21 protein-coding genes are annotated in these 16,529 nt (G+C 71.9%); 12 read left to right on the top strand and 9 right to left on the bottom strand.

Going from position 1 to position 16,529, the window contains the following annotated elements:
- Nucleotides 1-30: 30 nt before the first annotated feature.
- Complete coding sequence (locus O7635_RS23865; RefSeq protein WP_278082690.1) at nt 31-1,035, bottom strand: Gfo/Idh/MocA family oxidoreductase; 1,005 nt, start codon at nt 1,033-1,035, stop codon at nt 31-33.
- A gap of 126 nt (nt 1,036-1,161) precedes the next feature.
- Here O7635_RS23865 and O7635_RS23860 point away from each other — a divergent pair, with 126 nt between their 5' ends.
- From O7635_RS23860 to O7635_RS23840, 5 genes are read left to right on the top strand one after another with little or no spacing between them, the layout of a single operon-like run.
- Nucleotides 1,162-1,899 (top strand): GntR family transcriptional regulator, encoded by a 738-nt coding sequence (locus tag O7635_RS23860; RefSeq protein WP_278082689.1) that lies wholly within the window; start codon nt 1,162-1,164, stop codon nt 1,897-1,899.
- Between the two features lie 9 nt (nt 1,900-1,908).
- Nucleotides 1,909-2,133: a hypothetical protein gene (locus O7635_RS23855; protein WP_278082688.1), complete on the top strand. Its 225-nt coding sequence runs from the start codon at nt 1,909-1,911 to the stop codon at nt 2,131-2,133.
- 12 nt (nt 2,134-2,145) lie between these two features.
- Nucleotides 2,146-2,730, top strand: a complete 585-nt coding sequence (locus tag O7635_RS23850; protein ID WP_278082687.1) for a dihydrofolate reductase family protein — start codon at nt 2,146-2,148, stop codon at nt 2,728-2,730.
- Between the two features lie 34 nt (nt 2,731-2,764).
- Nucleotides 2,765-3,046, top strand: a complete 282-nt coding sequence (locus O7635_RS23845; protein ID WP_278082686.1) for a metalloregulator ArsR/SmtB family transcription factor — start codon at nt 2,765-2,767, stop codon at nt 3,044-3,046.
- Nucleotides 3,043-3,432, top strand: a complete 390-nt coding sequence (locus O7635_RS23840) for a VOC family protein (RefSeq protein WP_278082685.1) — start codon at nt 3,043-3,045, stop codon at nt 3,430-3,432. The genes O7635_RS23845 and O7635_RS23840 overlap by 4 nt, the downstream gene beginning before the upstream one ends.
- On the opposite strand, the gene O7635_RS23835 is transcribed toward O7635_RS23840, so the two are convergent.
- Nucleotides 3,429-4,103, bottom strand: coding sequence for a TioE family transcriptional regulator (locus O7635_RS23835; RefSeq protein WP_278082684.1), 675 nt, complete (start codon nt 4,101-4,103; stop codon nt 3,429-3,431). The genes O7635_RS23840 and O7635_RS23835 overlap by 4 nt on opposite strands.
- A gap of 80 nt (nt 4,104-4,183) precedes the next feature.
- Here O7635_RS23835 and O7635_RS23830 point away from each other — a divergent pair, with 80 nt between their 5' ends.
- The 7 genes from O7635_RS23830 to O7635_RS23800 are packed head-to-tail and all read left to right on the top strand — an operon-like array spanning nt 4,184 to nt 8,924.
- Nucleotides 4,184-5,068: an erythromycin esterase family protein gene (locus O7635_RS23830; protein ID WP_278082683.1), complete on the top strand. Its 885-nt coding sequence runs from the start codon at nt 4,184-4,186 to the stop codon at nt 5,066-5,068.
- Between the two features lie 44 nt (nt 5,069-5,112).
- Entirely contained in the window at nt 5,113-5,868 is a 756-nt protein-coding gene (locus tag O7635_RS23825; RefSeq protein ID WP_278082682.1) for an SDR family oxidoreductase, read from the top strand.
- Nucleotides 5,869-5,888: 20 nt separating this feature from the next.
- Nucleotides 5,889-6,608 carry a helix-turn-helix transcriptional regulator gene (locus O7635_RS23820; RefSeq protein WP_278082681.1) on the top strand — a complete coding sequence of 240 codons (720 nt, stop codon included), beginning with the start codon at nt 5,889-5,891 and terminating at the stop codon, nt 6,606-6,608.
- Nucleotides 6,609-6,633: 25 nt separating this feature from the next.
- A complete protein-coding gene (locus tag O7635_RS23815; RefSeq protein ID WP_278082680.1) occupies nt 6,634-7,212 on the top strand; it encodes a hypothetical protein in 579 nt (192 codons plus the stop codon).
- Nucleotides 7,209-7,715 (top strand): hypothetical protein, encoded by a 507-nt coding sequence (locus O7635_RS23810; protein WP_278082679.1) that lies wholly within the window; start codon nt 7,209-7,211, stop codon nt 7,713-7,715. Before O7635_RS23815 ends, O7635_RS23810 begins: the two co-directional genes overlap by 4 nt.
- Before the next feature lie 10 nt (nt 7,716-7,725).
- A complete protein-coding gene (locus tag O7635_RS23805; RefSeq protein WP_278082678.1) occupies nt 7,726-8,301 on the top strand; it encodes a hypothetical protein in 576 nt (191 codons plus the stop codon).
- The gene (locus O7635_RS23800; protein ID WP_278082677.1) at nt 8,298-8,924 is read left to right on the top strand and encodes a TenA family protein; all 627 of its coding nucleotides are present in this window, start codon (nt 8,298-8,300) and stop codon (nt 8,922-8,924) included. The genes O7635_RS23805 and O7635_RS23800 overlap by 4 nt, the downstream gene beginning before the upstream one ends.
- Here O7635_RS23800 and O7635_RS23795 read toward each other — a convergent pair.
- From O7635_RS23795 to O7635_RS23765, 7 genes are all read right to left on the bottom strand, one after another.
- Complete coding sequence (locus O7635_RS23795) at nt 8,912-9,421, bottom strand: DUF5825 family protein (RefSeq protein WP_278082676.1); 510 nt, start codon at nt 9,419-9,421, stop codon at nt 8,912-8,914. The two genes, O7635_RS23800 and O7635_RS23795, sit on opposite strands and share 13 nt — an antisense overlap.
- A complete protein-coding gene (locus tag O7635_RS23790) occupies nt 9,418-11,289 on the bottom strand; it encodes a RiPP maturation radical SAM C-methyltransferase (RefSeq protein WP_278082675.1) in 1,872 nt (623 codons plus the stop codon). Before O7635_RS23790 ends, O7635_RS23795 begins: the two co-directional genes overlap by 4 nt.
- 5 nt (nt 11,290-11,294) lie before the next feature.
- The gene (locus O7635_RS23785; RefSeq protein ID WP_278082674.1) at nt 11,295-11,645 is read right to left on the bottom strand and encodes a hypothetical protein; all 351 of its coding nucleotides are present in this window, start codon (nt 11,643-11,645) and stop codon (nt 11,295-11,297) included.
- Between the two features lie 104 nt (nt 11,646-11,749).
- Nucleotides 11,750-12,880 (bottom strand): hypothetical protein, encoded by a 1,131-nt coding sequence (locus O7635_RS23780; RefSeq protein ID WP_278082673.1) that lies wholly within the window; start codon nt 12,878-12,880, stop codon nt 11,750-11,752.
- Nucleotides 12,877-14,415 carry a glycosyltransferase family 2 protein gene (locus O7635_RS23775; protein WP_278082672.1) on the bottom strand — a complete coding sequence of 513 codons (1,539 nt, stop codon included), beginning with the start codon at nt 14,413-14,415 and terminating at the stop codon, nt 12,877-12,879. The genes O7635_RS23780 and O7635_RS23775 overlap by 4 nt, the downstream gene beginning before the upstream one ends.
- Nucleotides 14,412-15,959, bottom strand: a complete 1,548-nt coding sequence (locus O7635_RS23770; RefSeq protein ID WP_278082671.1) for a glycosyltransferase family 39 protein — start codon at nt 15,957-15,959, stop codon at nt 14,412-14,414. The genes O7635_RS23775 and O7635_RS23770 overlap by 4 nt, the downstream gene beginning before the upstream one ends.
- 47 nt (nt 15,960-16,006) lie before the next feature.
- Complete coding sequence (locus O7635_RS23765) at nt 16,007-16,525, bottom strand: hypothetical protein (protein ID WP_278082670.1); 519 nt, start codon at nt 16,523-16,525, stop codon at nt 16,007-16,009.
- Between the last annotated feature and the right edge of the window lie 4 nt (nt 16,526-16,529).

Genomic DNA, 16,529 nt, shown 5'->3' with positions numbered 1-16,529 from the left:
GTCCTCGGGGCGGTGTCGGTGGTGGATTGATCATGCGCCCTTGATGTCGGCCAGCGCGACCGGACGGTGCGCGGCCCGGGACAGCTCACAAGCCTCGGCGACACGGAACGCCTCCAGGGCGTCGCGGACGGTGCACGGCGAGGGCCGTTCGCCGCGTGCGACGTCGACGAACGCGGCGAGCTCGGCCCGGTAGGCCGGCTGGAACCGGTCCATGAAGGACCAGTGCCGCGGGCCGGCCGGGAAGTCGACGTCCGCCTCGGCGGAGTCGAGCGCCAGCGAGTGGTCGAGCCCGACGCCGAGCGCGCCCTTCTCACCGAGCACTTCGAGGCGCACGTCGTGCCCGCCGCCGTTGTATCGGGTGGCCGAGACCAGCACGATCGTGCCGTCGTCGAGGGTGAGGACGGCCGCGCCGGTGTCGACGTCGCCGGCCGCGGTGAAGAAGTCGGCGCCCTTGTTGGCGCCGGTGGCGTACACCGTGGACACCTCGCGGCCGGTGACGAACCGGATGATGTCGAAGTCGTGCACCGAGCAGTCGCGGAAGATGCCGCCGGAGGTCGGGATGTAGGCGGGATGCGGCGGCGCCTGGTCGTGGGTGTTGGCCCTGATGGTGTGGACGAAGCCGAGGACGCCGCCGCGGACCGCCTGCCGCACGCGCAGGTAGCCGGCGTCGAACCGGCGCTGGAAGCCGATCTGGACCGGGACGCCGCTGTCCTCCACGAGCGCGGCCACCGCGAGCGTCTCGGGCAGGGTGGCCGCGAGGGGCTTCTCACAGAAGGTGGGTACGCCGGCGGCGACCCCCGCCGCGAGCAGGCTCGCGTGGGCCGGGGTGGCGGCGGCGATCACGAGGCCGTCGATGCCGGCGCCGAGGAGCGCTTCGGTGCCCTCGGCGACCGGGATGCCGAGCTCGGTGCCGAGCGTGCGCGCCGCGGTCTGGTCGGCATCGGTGACGACGAGCTCGTCGACGGCGTCGAGGGAGGCCAGTGTGCGGGCGTGGAAGGCGCCGATCCTTCCCACCCCTACCAGGCCGATGCGCATCGCGGTCACCTGTCCCGTCGGGCTCGAAGGGCTGGACGTAGCGTGCACGCGCGTCAATATGGCGGTCAAGTTTTTGTTCCAACATTTTTACGTAACGTCATGCTGTTGAGCCTGTACAGTGCGCCCATGGCGCTCGAGGTGGGTGTGACGATCGACCGGTCGTCGCCCGTGCCGCTCTACCATCAGCTCGCCGAGCAGCTCCGCTCGGCGATCGATGACGGCCGGCTCCAGCCCGGCGACCCGTTCGAGAACGAGATCGCCCTCGCCGAGCGGCTCGACCTGTCGCGGCCGACGGTCCGCCGCGCGATCCAGGAGCTGGTCGGCCAGGGCCTGCTGCTGCGCCGCCGGGGCCGGGGCACGACGGTCGCCACCCGCAAGGTGCACCGCCGGGCCGGCCTGACCAGCCTCTACGAGGACCTCGACCGCGCCGGCGGCCGCCCGCGGACGGTCGTTCTCGCGTACCACGTGGTGAGGGACGAACGGATCGCGGCGGAGCTCGAGCTGCCGGCGGACGTCGAGCTGCTCGCCATCGTGCGGCTGCGGATGGCCGGCCCGCAGCCGTTGGCGATCCTGCGCAACTGGCTGCCGCCACGTTCGGCCGAGGTGACCGCCGCGGAGCTCGAGTCACACGGGCTCTACTCCCTGCTGCGGGCGCGCGGCGTGCGGGCGGTGGTGGCGCACCAGGAGATCGGCGCCCGCAGCGCGACCGCGGCCGAGCGGCGGCAGCTCGGCCTCAAGCCGTCCGAGCCGGTGCTGACGATGACCCGGGCCGCCTTCGACGCGGCGGGGCTCGCCGTCGAGTACGGCGACCACTCGTACCGGGCCCGTGACTACACCATCGACGTGACCATCGACGAGCGTTAGGCTGCGCCGATGCGACACGCGGTGGTTGGCTTCCTCGCCCTGGTCTGGCTGGCCGCGGTGGGGATGACGGCGGCCGGTCTCCGCAACGCGCTGAGCGCACCCGGCCGCTGGAGCGGCTTCGTGGTGATGCTGCTCGTGACGCTTGTGGCGACTGTGCTTCTCGTGGTGTCGATCCGGGCCCGGCTCGTTCGGGTAGGTGAGGAGAGGCCGGCGACGGACCGGCCACCCACCTGAGGAGACCAAGCGATGGGCAACGTCGTTGTCGTGGAGAACGTGACGCTCGACGGGGTGATGCAGGCGCCGGCGGCCGCTGACGAGGACCAGCGAGGCGGATTCGCGTACGGCGGCTGGGCGGTCCCCTACATGGACCAGGTCATGGCCGAGACGATGGGCACGGGCATGCGCGCCGAGGGCGCTATGCTGTTCGGCCGCCGCACCTACGAGCACCTGCGCGGCGCATGGGCCGACCGGACGGACGGCAACCCCTACACGGAGGTGCTGAACCGCCGGCGGAAGTACGTGGCCTCGCGCACGCTGCGCGACCCGCTCCCGTGGCAGAACTCGACCCTGCTGGACGGGGACGCCGTGGCGGCCGTGGCGGCCCTGAAGCGCGAGTTCGACGGCAACCTGGCGGTGCTGGGCAGCGGCGAGCTGGTGCGCGCCCTGCTGCGGGCGGACCTGGTCGACGTCCTGACGCTGTCGATCCACCCACTCACGCTCGGCACAGGCACGCGACTCCTCGACGGCGTGTGGACCACATTGGACCTGACCGACACGGTCCCGACCACCACCGGCGTCATCATCGCGACCTATCGGCGCCGCCGGGCTTGACAGGCAAGTAGCTGCTTGCATAACGTTCCGTGGTGTGGGTGACGTCTTCAAGGCCCTGGCGGACCCTACGCGCCGCACGATTCTCGACGAGTTGACCGAGCGCGACGGTCAGACGCTCTTCGAGATCTGCGCGCGCCTGGCGAGCAAGCACGGGCTCGGCTCGTCGCGGCAGGCGATCTCGCAGCACCTCGACGTGCTGGAGGCCGCGGGTCTGGTCGAGACCAGGCGCGAGGGCCGCTACAAGTTCCATCACATCGACACCACGCCACTGACGTCCATTGTGGATCGTTGGCTCCGGCGGGAAGGGGCACCATGAGGATCAACCTGGCCAGCCTGTTCGTCGACGACCAGGAGAAGGCCCTGCGCTTCTACACCGAGGTGCTGGGCTTCAAGGAGAAGCACAACGTGCCGCTGGGCGAGCACCGCTGGGTCACCGTGGTCTCCCCCGAGGCGCCCGACGGCACCGAGCTCGTGCTCGAGCCCGACGAGCACCCCGCGGCCAAGCCGTTCAAGGACGCGCTCGTCGCCGACGGCATCCCGGTCACCTCGTTCGCCGTCGACGACGTGCGCACGGAGTACGAGCGGATGCGCGCGCTCGGCGTGCGGTTCCTCCAGGAGCCGACGGAAATGGGTCCGGTGACCACGGCCATCCTCGACGACACGTGCGGCAACCTCATCCAGATCGCCCAGTACGACGGCTAGACGCGCAGGTAGTCGCTCAGGCGGGCGGCGGCGTCGAGCATGGCCACGCCTCGCGCGGTCAGCCGCCGCTGCCAGTCGGCCAGGGCACGGGCGAGCTCCTCGGTGCCGCCGGCGGTGCGGACCTGCTGGACCACGGTCGCGATGTGGTCCAGCGGGTATCCCCCGCGCCGCAGCAGGTGCGCCAGCTCGGCGTCGCGGACGTCGCTCGCCCCGTAGACCCGGTGGCCCGTCGCCGGATCCCGGGCCGGCGCGAGGATCCCGGCGCTTTCCCACTTGCGTACGGTGGCCGGCGTGATCACCAGCCGGCGCGCGAGCTCGCCGACCGTCCAGGCGCCCGCGCGCGGAGCGTCGACCGGCGTCACCGGCAGCGCTGACCGCACCGCGTCTAGCGTGGCCCGGTCCCGCACCAGCTGGACGTGTCCCTGGTCGACCACCGCCAACGCGTCGTCCAGCGCGCCGTCGTGCACCAGCCGCATGATCTGGCCCGCCGCCGCATGGCCGTGCCCCGCGACCAGGGCCAGGTAGGCCCGCAACGCGGCCGCGTGCACCGCGGTGTAGACCCGGTAGCCGCTGGCCGTGCGCTCCGCCGGCGGGAGGCACCCGTCCCGCTCGTAGTTGCGTACCGCCTGGGTCGACAGCCCATGCTCACGCGCGAGGTCAGCCGGTCGCACGGTTTGAGACTTTACCGAGCCGCCTCACGCGCACAACGAGTAAAGTCTCAACCGAAGCTTCAACGGTACGGTTGAACCACATGAGCTATGACAGCGAGTGTGACCTCTTCGCCCTCGGCGAGCCCGCCCACGACAATCCCGCGTTCGGCGCGGTCCGCAACCAGATCTTCGCCCGACTGGTCGACGCCGGCTTCCGGTCGATCGCCCTCGAAACCGACCGCGTGGCCGCCCTCGCCGTCAACGACTACGTGTCGCACGGCATCGGCGACCTCGACGACGTCATGCGCGCCGGCTTCTCCCACGACTTCGGCGCCCTCGACGCCAATAGACGACTGGTCGTCTGGATGCGGGACCACCCGGAGCAGCTGACCTTCCACGGTTTCGACCCCCCGACCGAGAACACCAGCGCGCCGAGCCCGCGAAGCTATCTGGAGTACGCCCGCGACTACCTCGGCCTCGACCACCTCGACATCGCCGCGATGGCCGGCGACGACCACCGCTGGAGCCGCGACGAGGCGATCCTCGACTTCGGACAGTCGATGGGCGCCACCCCCGAGGCCGAGCGGCTGAAGGCGATCGGCGCGGACCTGCGCACCAGCCTGTACGCCCGCGCCCCCGAGCTGGTCGCGCACACCTCGCGGGACGCGTGGCGCCGCGCCAGGACGCACCTGGACGCCGGCCTCGGCCTGCTCCACTACCACTGGCAGGCGGCCCGGCCCCTCCCGCGGGACGAGCGGATCCCCCTCCTGATGTCCACCCGCTCGACCTTGATGGCCCACAACCTGCTCGACATCCGCGACGCCGAGGCGAGCCGCGGCCCGACGATGCTCTTCGCACACACCTTCCACCTGCTGCCGGCCGGCGAGGGGACGAGCGCCGGCGCCATCGTCGACGCGCTGGGCATCGGCCGCTACCACTTCGCCGACGTGAGCCAGATCAGCCACGCCCCCGCAGGGCGCGGATAACGGCGGCCTGTCTCCGATCCGAACCGCACCGCAGGCTGAGACGCATGGATCTGGGACTCAAGGGCCGCACCGTGATCGTGACCGGCGCCACCGGCGGCATCGGAAGGCACATCGCCAGGGGTTTCGCCGCGGAAGGGGCCGACGTGGTCGTCACCTACCTGCACGCCCGCGACGAGGCCGACCGGTTGGTGCGGGACCTCGACGGCCGGGGCCTGGCGGTGCGGTACGCGCTGGGCGAACCGGGCGCCGCCACGGCACTGGTCGAGGCGGCCACCGCCCGGACGGGCCGCGTCGACGTGCTGGTCAACAACGCCGTGGTCTGGGGCATGGGCGCGCCCGACGACGAGCGGCCGTTCGAGGAGGAGCCGGGCGACGCCTGGCGGACCGTGCTCCGCGCCAACATCGAGGGCGCCCTGGACCTGACGCGCGCCGTCGCCCCGGTCATGCGGCGCCACCGCTGGGGCCGGATCGTGCACGTCTCGTCGGTCGCCGCCGTCAACGGCATGGCCGGTGGCGAGTACTACGTCGCGGCCAAGTCGGCGTTGCACGGCTTCAGCCGCTCGTCCGCGTACAGCCTGGGTCGGGCCGGTGACATCCTGTCCAATGTGGCCATGCCCGGCCTGACCCGCACCGACCGCAACGGCGCGATCGTCGACGCGGCCGGCGCACAGATCGCGGCCCACACCCCGCTCGGCCGCCTGCTGGACGCCGCTGAGGTCGCCAACGCCGTCGTCTATCTCGGCTCGGCCGCCAACACCGGCATCACCGGCCAGGCGATCGCCGTGTCCGGCGGCGCCTGAGCCGCGCTACGTTCGGTGGCATGAGCGGAGAGCTGGGCCCGTTCCTGCGGAGCCGGCGAGAAGCGATCACCCCGGGCGAGGTCGGCCTCCCGGCCGGTCGCCGCCGCCGCACGCCCGGACTGCGCCGGTCCGAGCTGGCCACCCTCTCCGGCGTCAGCGTGGAATACCTCGCCCGCATCGAGCAGGGCACGGACCGCCGGCCGTCCCTTCAGGTGCTCGACGCCCTCGCCGACGCGCTGCGCCTCGACACTGACGACCGCGCCCTGCTCAGGCTGGCCGCCAAGACCACCGCCGGCGTCCGCTGCCCCCGCGCGGCCGACCCGGCGACAACGGTCCGCGCTCCGGTGCGCCAGGTGGTCGACAGCCTCGACCCGACACCGGCGGTGCTGCTCAACCGACTCGGCGACGTCCTGGCCTGGAACCCCGCTTACGCCAAGCTGATGACCGGTCTGTTCGACGACGACCGCCCCAACCTGGTCCGCTACCTGTTCACGGATCCACGCGCCCACCACGCCTTCGCCGACTGGCCGGCCGTCGCCACCGATCAGGTCGCAGCGCTCAAAGCGGCGGCCCGCACCGACGACCCGCACGCCGAGGCCCTGGCCGCGGAGCTGGCGGACCGCCCGGCCTTCACCGCCCGCTGGTCGGCGCCGCCGTCGCCCACGAAGGCGCCGGACTACGAAGTGCTGGAACTGCCTCAGGACGGCCTGCGGGTCCTCGTCCACATCGGGTTCGCCTGAGCCGCACACGGGTATGGATGGCGTCGTGGCAGCCGACGACGCGATACCCGACCGCGCGGAACTGACCCGGACCGCCGCACGCCGGTCCCGCAACGGCAGGTTCATCGCGACGATCGTGCTGGTCGTCCTGCCCCTGGTGCTCACACCGATGGCACTCATGGCCGGCAGCAGCGGCTCCCTCTCGAGCCGCGAAGCCGTCGGCCTCGTCGGCATGCTGTGGGTGGTGGCCGCGCTCGGCGCCGTCGTGGCGTGGGGAATTCACCGGCTCAGGCCACGACCGCCGCTGCTCGCCGGCACGAGCCGGACCACCCGGCGAGCGGTGCAGCAGGCATTGCGCACCGGGCAGCCCCACGACGCCCGCATCGACGCGCTCGCGCGCGAGGCAGCCCAGCGCACGCTCCGCGGATCCTGGCTCCTGTGGCTCTACAGCGGACTGCTGGCCCTCAACGTGGCACTGCTCGTGTTGCGGATCGCCGACCAGGACGAGGCGTGGAAGACGGCCCTGGCGGCGGCCAACGTTGTTCTCTGGGCGGCTCTCGTGGCCCTGGTGTGGGTCACCCGCCGACGGAGCGCACGCTACCTACGTCAGCGGCAGCAGTCGTGACCCCGAGCGAGATCACCTTCCGGCGATCCACCGCGCGCGTCCTGACGTACGCCGTCGTCGTGGCGTTGGCTGCCCTGATCTTCGCCGGCTTCATGGGCCTCGTGTTCGACGAGTCGTGGCGCGATCCGTTCGCCCTCGTGGTCGTCGCCATCGTCGGCGCCGCCGTCTACCTGCCGATCCGGCGCGAGCCGGGCCTGCCGATGCGGCTGACGGCGGACAGCCTGACGTTGACCGGCGCCGACGGCGAGACGCTGGAAACCCCGTGGGACAACGTGAAGACGGCACGGGTACGCCGATGGCTCAGCCCCGCCTTGCTGTGCGAGCTGGCCGACGGGGACCGCGCACATCCGCCGCTCGAACGATGGGGATGGGCCGAGGCCGCCAAGGGGACGCGCGCCGCGGGGATCGAGCGGCCGTACGGGATCCGGGTGTCCCTGGTGGGCGTGACGCCTGGCGTGCGTCAGCTGCGGGCGGAGATCCAGCGGCGAGCCGCCAGCGGGTAAGGTCGGCGGGGTGCGGCTGGATGATCTTCTCGACCGGCATGCGGACGCCTGGACCGCGGCCACCCGGCACCCCTTCCTGACCGGCGTACGCGACGGCACGTTGCCGGCGGAGGCGTTCGCCGCGTGGCTCGTGCAGGACCACCATTTCGTCGCCGACCTGCTGGTGTTCCAGGCCCGCCTGCTGGCCCGCGCGCCCCGGCCGGCGCAGGCGGTGCTGGCCGCCGGGCTGGTGGCCCTGGTCGACGAGCTGAGCTGGTTCGAGGACCGGGCCGCGCAGCACGGGCTCGACCTGGCCACCGCGCCGGGGTCGGCGACACTGGCCTACCGGGACCTGCTGGGCCGGCTCGACGCCGCGCCGGTGCCCCAGGCGTTGGTCGGTTTGTGGGCCATCGAGCGGGCCTATCTCGACGCGTGGACGTTCGCCGCGCCGGGCGCGCCGGCCTACCGGGAGTACGTCGCGCACTGGACCGCGCCGGCGTTCGCCGACTACGTGGCCGGGCTGGCGGCGGCCGCCGGCGATGCCGGGGACGACGAGGTGTTCCGCGCGGTCGCTGCCGCCGAGACCGCGTTCTGGGACGCGGCATGAGCCTCGCCGCGGCGCTGTGGCGCGACAACGCCGACCTGGCCTCGGCCGCGTCGGACCACCCGTTCGTCCGCGGCCTCGGGGACGGGACGCTGCCGGAGGCCGTGTTCGCGGGCTACGTCGCTCAGGACGCCTTCTATCTCGAGTCGTTCGCCCGCGCGTACGCCCTGGCCATCGCCCACAGCCCCGACCGTGCCGGCTTCGACGCGTTCGCGGACCTGCTGTCGGGGGTGCGCGACGAACTTCGGCTGCACGAGGGGTACGCGCGGCGCCTCGCCATCGACCTCGGCCGCGTCGAGCCGCTGCCGGCCACGCTCGCCTACACCGACTTCCTGCTCGCCACCGCCGCGCTGGGCAACCTCGGCCAGACCTGCGCGGCGCTCACCCCGTGCATGCGCCTCTACGCGCACCTCGGGCGGTCGCTCGCCGCCGCGGAACCGGCCGACCGCTACGGCGAGTGGATCCGGACGTACGCCGATCCGGGCTTCGCCGACCTCGCCGCGACCCTGGAAGCCCTCCTCGACCGTTACGCCGCACCTGACGACTCCCGTGTGCCCATCGTCTACCGCCGAGCGATGCGGCTCGAGGTCGGCTTCTTCGAGGCGGCCTGGGCTCAGGCGACCTGACTGGGGACGGGCCAGCGGCGCATGCGATAGGGCAGGGTGAGAGCCCAGCCATCGACCAGCATCAACAGCTGCTCGTCGACCAGCGCCTCGGCGGCGCGGCGGTGGGGCTCGGCGAGGTCGCTCAGGCGGGTCGGCGCGAGGCAGCGGTCGAACGCCTCGATCAGCGGCGGGTGGTCGAGCACGAAGCGGGCGCCGGCACTGGGCCGCCGGACGTCTTTGACCTGGATGAAGCCCGGCCCGCGCCGGTAGTAGCGCAGCGCCGGCCGGTGGCTGGCCCGCCATCGGGCGACCTCGGCCGGCAGCGGGCCGACCGGCTCGGGCGGCTGCAGGTGGTGCAGCGGTGCCGTGTCGAGGGCTGGGTCGACGGTGGCCCGCCAGGCCACGGCGGTGGTCGCCGAGTGCTGGTCGCGCAGCCAGGCGAGGAAGGTTAGCGTCGCCGGATCGGCCGCGAGGACGATCGGCTCGGCCACGACGTGCGGGTGCGGATGGGTCGTCATGCCGGCGCTCCGGCGGGCTGCCGGGTTCGCCCACGCTGCCGGGCGATCTTGACCGGCAGGTTCCGCAGCGCGAGGGCCACGAACGTCGCGCCGTCGAGGAAGACCAACCCGTCGGCCTGCCACGCGGCCAACCATTCCGGGACCAGGTCCGCGTCATGGCCCTGTTCGCGCAGGTGTCGCCCGAGCGCGGCCGCGGTGCGCGGGCGGCGCAGGGCGTCGTAGGCGATCCGGGCGACGCCGGTGAGCGTGTGGTCGCGCTGCGGCCAGCCGGCCCGGCGGTCCTTGATCGTCAGCGCGTCGTCCCCGTCGACCCGCAGCAGCGCTGAGGTCGGGTAGTTGTCGCGCCACCACTCGATGCCGTCGCTGAGCCGCCGCTCGACCTCGCCGCCGATGCCCTGGTCGTCACACTCGAAGAAGTAGGCCAGGTCGTGCAGCTCTGAGTCGGGCAGGTCGTAGCTGAAGCGGTAGAACTCGGCCGGTTCGCGGCGCGGGAAGCCGAGCTCGGGCCGCTCGAAGTAGGGGCTGAACCGCTCCAGCGCGATCCGGGTCGCGCCGGAGGGCGGCTGCAGGTGGACCAGCGCCGGGATCTGCCCGATCACCGGGAGGTAGTCGGACTCGGCCTCCCCCGGGAAGCCGTAGAGATAGTTCCAGCGCACGGTGATGGAGTTGTCCTCGCTGTCGCGCAGTACGCGGACGTTGGTGGCGCCCGTGACGCCCTTGTCCATGATCTTCAGGACCCGGCTGTCGAGGTTTTCCACTCCATATTGGACCGACGAGACGCCGGCGTCGGCCAGCATCGCGATGTGCTCGGCCTGCACGTTGGCCTTGGCCTCGAACTGCAGCCGGACATCCCAGTCGGCGGCGGCCAGGCGGGGCAGCAGGTCGCGGTAGTAGGCCATGTCGATGATGTTGTCGGCGGTCATGATGTCGAGGACCTGGTGCCGCTCGACCAGGGTCGACAGCTCGGTCCAGAACCGCTCGGCCGGCTTGCTGCGGAAGGCGATGAACTCCGGGTTGAGGCCGCAGAACGTGCACTGGTGCTTCTCGCCCCACCAGCAGCCGCGGGAGCCTTCGATGAACACGTAGGGGCTGAGGTAGGCGCTCAGCGGCGACCGCTCGACGAGGGCGAACCACTCGTCGTAGTCGGGCATCGGGATCAGCGCCGGCGGCACGCTCGCGGTCGTCTCGGGATTGGCCACCGACTCCGCGCCGCGCCACCAGCACAGGCCGGCGACGTCGGCGGGGGCGGTGCCGGCCTCGACGTGGTCGAGCAGCGCGGGGAAGGCGATCTCGCCCTCGCCCCGCACCGCGTAGTCGACGAACCTGTGGTTGCGGTGCAACGCCGCGCCCATCGGCCCCTCACAGTTGGCGCCGCCGAGCACGACGACGATGCCGGGCCGGCGGCGCTTGAGCTCGGCTGCGACGGCGAGGCTCGGCACCGTCTGCATGAACGTGGTGGTGAAGCCGACGAGGTCGGGCTCGGCGCGCAGGATCTCGTCGGCGGCCAGCCGGACGAAGTCGCCGGCGTGCGCCCGCATCCGTTCCGCGAGGCCCAGGTCGAAGGACCACCGGGTGGCGTGGTCGCGCAGCTCCGTGACCCGCCACAGTGGATCGTCGTGGAGGGCGCCGGCGAACACCCAGTCGCCGAGCCCGTGCCCGAGACCCTGGTCGCCCAGCCGCACGTAGTCGTTGGGCGTCAGCTCACCCGCGCTGGCCGAAAGCAGGTATTCGGCCCACCGGAGGCCGCCGTGGTATTCCACGACGGTGTCCGCCGGGCGGGTCTCGGCGACCCGCCGGCGCAGGATCCCGATCGGCAACGACGGCGTGTCGAGAGCCAGCCAGGGCATCGCGGCCAGACACAGCCGCATCGGCGTCAGGCCGCGTCGATCGGCGCCGTCCGCGGCGCCACCCAGTTGAGGTCCCGCGCCGACTCACCCTCGATCGGTGTCTTGAGCGGCGCCTCCCAGTCGGTGCCGCGGTCGAACTCGGCGACCACCGGCGTCTTGCGCGGCGCGAGCCAGTCGGTGCCGCGGTCAACCTCGGCCCGGACCGGAGTCCTGCGCGGCGCGAGCCAGTTCCAGTCGCGGCTCTCCGTCTTGACCGGAGCCTCCCAGGAGTGGCCGCGATCCGCGTCGGCGTGGATCTCGGTCCTGCGGGGCGCGCCCCACTCGTGGCTGCCCTCGTCGGCCAGCGCGTCGGCGACCACGACCTTCTTGATGGACATTCCAGACCCCCGTCTCGGTCGGTCACACAGCCATCACAATTCTGCGCGAAGATGGCCTGCGCTGTCCGCCCGGAGAAGATCCGGCAATCACCCCATAAAGGAGATCAGACGTCGTTCTTGAAGCACTTGCTGATGTTCTTCTCGCCCGGCCGGCCGAGGAAGTCCATCGGCGACTTGCTCGAAGGCTTCGCCTTGGGGTCGGCGTCGAGGTTGATCATCCAGAAGTAGATGCCGGCCAGGTCGCGGTCGCGCATCACCTGGCAGGCCGCGTCGAACCAGTGTTGCTGGATCTCCGGCTTGATCGAGCCCTTGGCGTGCGGCGACCAGGGCTCCGCATAGGCGCCCGTGCGGGCCGCGATGGCCACCTCCGCCAGCACCAGGTCGGGCAGCTCACCGTCGCCGCGGTTGTCGTCGAGCCAGTCGTTCCAGCCCTCGACCAGCCGGCTCACCGAAGCGCTGTCGGAGACCCGGACCGGCGGGTACGCGTCGACGGAGAGCGTGATGCCGTCGGCCGGCCCGGACTCGCGCAGCCGGTCGTGGTTGGCGCTGTAGTCGATCTCGCCCGAGTAGACCTTCTTGACCCCGGTGGCGACCGTGCCCCAGCCCGTCGAGCTCGTCTCCATCGAGTTGAGCTCGGTGCCGATGACGAACGTCGCCGACTTGGCCTCCTCGGCGACCCTGCCATATTTGACGAGCATGTCGCGGTAGGAGGCGAACCACTTCGTGCGGCTGTCGGGCTTGATCGCGCCGCGCCACATGTCGGGGTCGTCGTCGGTCAGGTTGCGCTCGCTGAGCATGGGCCGCACGGCCGTCCGCAGGGCCCGCTTGTTGGCCTCGTCGAGCACGATGCCCAGCCGGGCCGGCGACGGGGTGATCTCGTGGTCCATCCGCACCGCGCTGGCGTACGCCGAGTCCATGGTGAAGGAGAACGAGACGGAGACCGCGTTGGCGCCCAGGGCCACCACGTGGTCGAGGATCTTCTGTGCCTTCGCGCGTACGACCTGGTCGGTGTCGTCGGGGTTGTTCTCCCAGTAGATCGCGATGCCGTGCTGGCGCATCCCTGGCTTCCACGGGTCGCGGACCTTGACCACCGGCTTCTCCGCGGGCCCGGCCGACGAGGTGGCGCCGGGCGGCGTCTCGGAGATCCGGCCGATCGGGTCGTCGTCGCCGTCGCCGGAGGAGCAGCCGCCGGCGAACAGGGCGACAGCGGCGAGCGCCGCGAGGGCGCGCCTCATATCGGCTTCGCGATCACGACGAACTGCTGCTGGCCGCCGCGGATGTGCTTGATCAGGCCGCGAACGGCGCCGACGCCTTCCATCAGCGAGAACAGCGGCACGAGCAGGATCACCGCTATGCCCTCCCACCACCGGTACTTCGCCCGGCGCGAGACGCTGACGTTGATCCGCAGGCCTTCGGAGTAGAGCCAGATGGCGTACGCCATGTTGAGCGCCCAGATCGGCAGCACCATCAGCGTGAGCGGCACCGTGTCGAACGAGCCGAGCACCCAGCCGACCAGCAGGATGGTGCCGAGGTGCTGCAGCGGGCTGATCACCCACGTGAACGTGGAATATCCAATGTAGAGCCGGTCGCGCAGCGGCAGCCGGTCGTCGAGGGCGAGCCCGATCAGCCCCCAGGCCCAGCGTTCCCGCTGGCGGAAGAAGTCGCGGACGGTGGCCGGCGACGCGCCGTAGCAGCGGCCGGCGAACCACGCGCTGCGCCCGGGATAGCGCCGGCTGAAGATCAGCGCGAACTGGGCGTCCTCGACGATCGCCTCCGGGCCGAAGTCCCAGCCGATCTCGGCCTCGACCGACGCCCGCACCAGCAGCAACTCGCCGTGGACGCCGGCCAGGGGGTGGCCACTGCCGGTGAACGCCGAGTAGACGGTCACGTCGGCGATCGGCCGGCTCGCGTCGGCCAGCCAGGTCAACCGGTTGTTGGCGTGCTCGCGCGGGTAGGTCAGGATGCCCTGCGCCAGGTGGCAGGCCTCGTCGCCGAGCCCGCGCTGCTGCTCGATGAGCCGGGCGAGCGCGATCGCGGTGTCGAGCCCGACGCCGGTGTCGTCGTCCATGTGCAGGACCCAGACGTCGTCGCGGTCCTCGTGCTGGGCGATCCGCAGCTCGTGGGCGTAGTTGTTGGCGCGCGACTTGAACTTGGTGCCGTTGACCGTGTGGTAGCTCTGCGGCACCGTGACGACCCGGATGTAGCGGCTGATCTCGCCCAGCCGATAGATCTTCTCCGCCGCCTCGCAGCCCTCTTCGATGACCACGTCGACCCGGAGCTTGGCGAAACACTCGGGCAGATAGGTGATGTACGAGCGGACGACGCGGTCCAGGGCCGGATAGGTGTCGTGGCGGCCGATCGTCGGCACCACCACCACGAGCCGGTCGCGGCACTGGATGACCCGGTTGTCGGCGGCGGTCAGCCGGTCGCGGCGCAGCCGGCGGCGGGTGATGACGGCGCCGACCAGGCCCGCGATCGTGCCGATCACCGGATAGGTCCAGACGACCGTCACCACGGCGCCCAGCGGACCGGTCGACTTCACGCTGAGCATGAGCGTGACCGCCAGGACGACGACGAACCACAGCACCAGCGGCCAGAACCGCGGCAGCCAACTGGCGTGACGCTGTGCCATGGTGGTCGCACCGGGCGTGATCGGCATGCGCACGGCGGGCATCACGTGCGTCTCGCCGGGGTGTGCCTGCTGGCGCGGGATGATCTGGGTCCGCTCCCCCGGCTCGTCGCGGCGTGAGGCCTCGACGTGCGTCGTCACACAGCGTCCTTCCGGGTCAACAATGCGACGGTGTAGCCGGTGGTCCACCAGCTGCCCGCGACATCATAACGTTCGTTAAGAACGTCCTTCTTGTTTCCGTCGAGTTCGTCGAGCGGATCGCCGTATTCGCCCAGGCGCAGCACCCAGATCCGCTTCGTGGTGCCGAGCCGGGCGGCAACGTCGGTGTGCTCGCTGGACACCATCCAGCCGTCGGTGCGCATCGGGCGGTCCATCAGCAGGTCGACGGGCCGGCGTTCCGGCGGCAGGTAGTGGGCGATCACGTCGCGGTTGAGCACGCCGGGTCCGCGGTCCTTCAGCCCGTAGACGATGCCGTCGCCCGGCTGGAAGTCCCGGTCGATGAGGGCCACGACCGCCTTGGTGTCCTGGTAGCGGAACGACGGCTTGCGCACCTCGACGTGCCCCGGCAGTGCCAGGATGGCCAGCGCGGCCAGCGTCGAGACCGCGGCGACCACGCTGCGCTTGGCCAGCAGCAGGCCGACCAGCACCGCCCAGCCGACGACGGTGTAGAGCACGTAGCGCTGCTGCCACAGGTGGGCCACCGAGCCGAGGGCCATCAGCGTCACCACCGGCACGACGCCGATGCTGATGCCCACCACGGCGCCGCGTTCGCGGGAGACCGCCGCCACGCCGAGGGCGAGCATCGCGCCGCCGATCAGCGCGCCGCCGAAGAACTCCAGGCCGTACGCCTGGATCTGGTGCAGGTCCGTGAAGGGGATCCAGCCGATCTGGTTGCCCTGCTGCCGGCGGCCGATCAGCACGATCGGGATCAGCGGGAGGAGACCGGCGAACGCGCTGGGAATCCAGCGCCACAACAACTTCCGCTTCAGCAGGAGTACGGCGAGGCCGTGCGCGGCCAGCAGCAGCAGCGCGACGAGGTGCATGAGGCCGACGGCGGCGACCGCGGCGGCGTAGGCCATCGCGATGCCGAGCGTGAAGCCCTCGAGCATGCGCAGGAGCAGCAGCGTGGCGAGGGCGGCGAAGAACGTCGCCAGCGCGTACGGCCGGGCCTCCTGCCCGAAGCGGGTGACGATCGGCAGGATGGCGAACGTGATGCCGGCGAGCAGGCCGACGCGCCACGAGCCGAGCCGGATGCCGAGGCGGCCGATGATCGCGGCGGCTCCGGCCATCGCCAGCACCGAGGGCAGCCGCAGCGCCAGGTCGGAGTCGCCGAAGACGGCCGTCCAGATGCGGATCAGCACGTAGAACGGGCCGATGCTGGCGTCGGTGCCCTTGAGCTGGTGCCAGAACTCGCCCCAGGACACCGTGGTGTTGCCCCAGGTGGCCAGCTCGTCGGCCCAGAGCCCGGCGCGGGTCAGGCTGATCAGGCACAGCGCCAGGGTCAGCGCCGCGGGCGCGATCCAGGCGATCCGGTCGAGCCAGACCGCCTGCCGCTTGGCCCGCTCGGCCTCCTCCTGGCTCGGCGACCGCGGCAGCAGCATGGTCGCATCGGTCGGCGGGTCCGTCGTGTCCGGGACGCCCACCCGCCGGGGCAGGGGGATGTGGACCGGACCGTTGGGGGTCACGACGGGCAGCTGCGAGCGCGCCGCCCTAGTCATCGGTCGTTGTGCTGTCAGTCGCCGGAGCCACAAGCCGTCCCGTCGCCGTTGCGATCCAGGCCGTGCCGGTCGCGCCCACCAGTGATCTTGAGCGGTTCGAAGCCCCGCTCCCGCAGCCACCCGCACCGGTCGCCGACCCCGGCCGGGAACTCCCACGGCACGCAGACGTTACGGTCACCGTAGGCGTGGTCGCAACCGTCGGTGCCCTCCGCGACGTCCACGCCCGCGGTCGGCGAGGCCTCCGGGGCCCGCGGTTTGGTGCCGGGCTGCTCGGCGAACGAGTGCACGTAGGGCGGCACCACGCCCGTCGGCCCGGTCCGCGGCTCGCTTTCCGGTGCGGTGTCGGGGTTTTCGCCACCACCGGTCTCGACCGCCTCGTCGCTCTGCGTGTCCGTCGGGGAACCGGCCAGCCACCGGCCGGCGTCGCCGCCACCGCCGGCCAGCAGGACACCGACCACCGCGACCACGAGCACGACCGGCGCCGCCGCGAGCCCGATGCGCTCACGCCGGCTGCGGCCCCGGACCCATGTCACGAAG

This window comes from Asanoa sp. WMMD1127, assembly GCF_029626225.1.
In the GTDB taxonomy this organism is placed as follows: Bacteria; Actinomycetota; Actinomycetes; order Mycobacteriales; family Micromonosporaceae; genus Asanoa.
The sequence above is the reverse complement of the archived record's forward strand: the minus strand, read 5'-3'. Positions and strand labels throughout refer to the sequence as shown.

Coding starts and splice junctions, on each gene's coding strand:
- O7635_RS23865 (WP_278082690.1), bottom strand. CDS start 1,035: ATGCGCATCGGCCTGGTAGGGGTGGGAAGGATCGGCGCCTTCCACGCC.
- O7635_RS23860 (WP_278082689.1), top strand. CDS start 1,162: ATGGCGCTCGAGGTGGGTGTGACGATCGACCGGTCGTCGCCCGTGCCG.
- O7635_RS23855 (WP_278082688.1), top strand. CDS start 1,909: ATGCGACACGCGGTGGTTGGCTTCCTCGCCCTGGTCTGGCTGGCCGCG.
- O7635_RS23850 (WP_278082687.1), top strand. CDS start 2,146: ATGGGCAACGTCGTTGTCGTGGAGAACGTGACGCTCGACGGGGTGATG.
- O7635_RS23840 (WP_278082685.1), top strand. CDS start 3,043: ATGAGGATCAACCTGGCCAGCCTGTTCGTCGACGACCAGGAGAAGGCC.
- O7635_RS23830 (WP_278082683.1), top strand. CDS start 4,184: ATGAGCTATGACAGCGAGTGTGACCTCTTCGCCCTCGGCGAGCCCGCC.
- O7635_RS23825 (WP_278082682.1), top strand. CDS start 5,113: ATGGATCTGGGACTCAAGGGCCGCACCGTGATCGTGACCGGCGCCACC.
- O7635_RS23820 (WP_278082681.1), top strand. CDS start 5,889: ATGAGCGGAGAGCTGGGCCCGTTCCTGCGGAGCCGGCGAGAAGCGATC.
- O7635_RS23800 (WP_278082677.1), top strand. CDS start 8,298: ATGAGCCTCGCCGCGGCGCTGTGGCGCGACAACGCCGACCTGGCCTCG.
- O7635_RS23795 (WP_278082676.1), bottom strand. CDS start 9,421: ATGACGACCCATCCGCACCCGCACGTCGTGGCCGAGCCGATCGTCCTC.
- O7635_RS23790 (WP_278082675.1), bottom strand. CDS start 11,289: ATGCGGCTGTGTCTGGCCGCGATGCCCTGGCTGGCTCTCGACACGCCG.
- O7635_RS23785 (WP_278082674.1), bottom strand. CDS start 11,645: ATGTCCATCAAGAAGGTCGTGGTCGCCGACGCGCTGGCCGACGAGGGC.
- O7635_RS23780 (WP_278082673.1), bottom strand. CDS start 12,880: ATGAGGCGCGCCCTCGCGGCGCTCGCCGCTGTCGCCCTGTTCGCCGGC.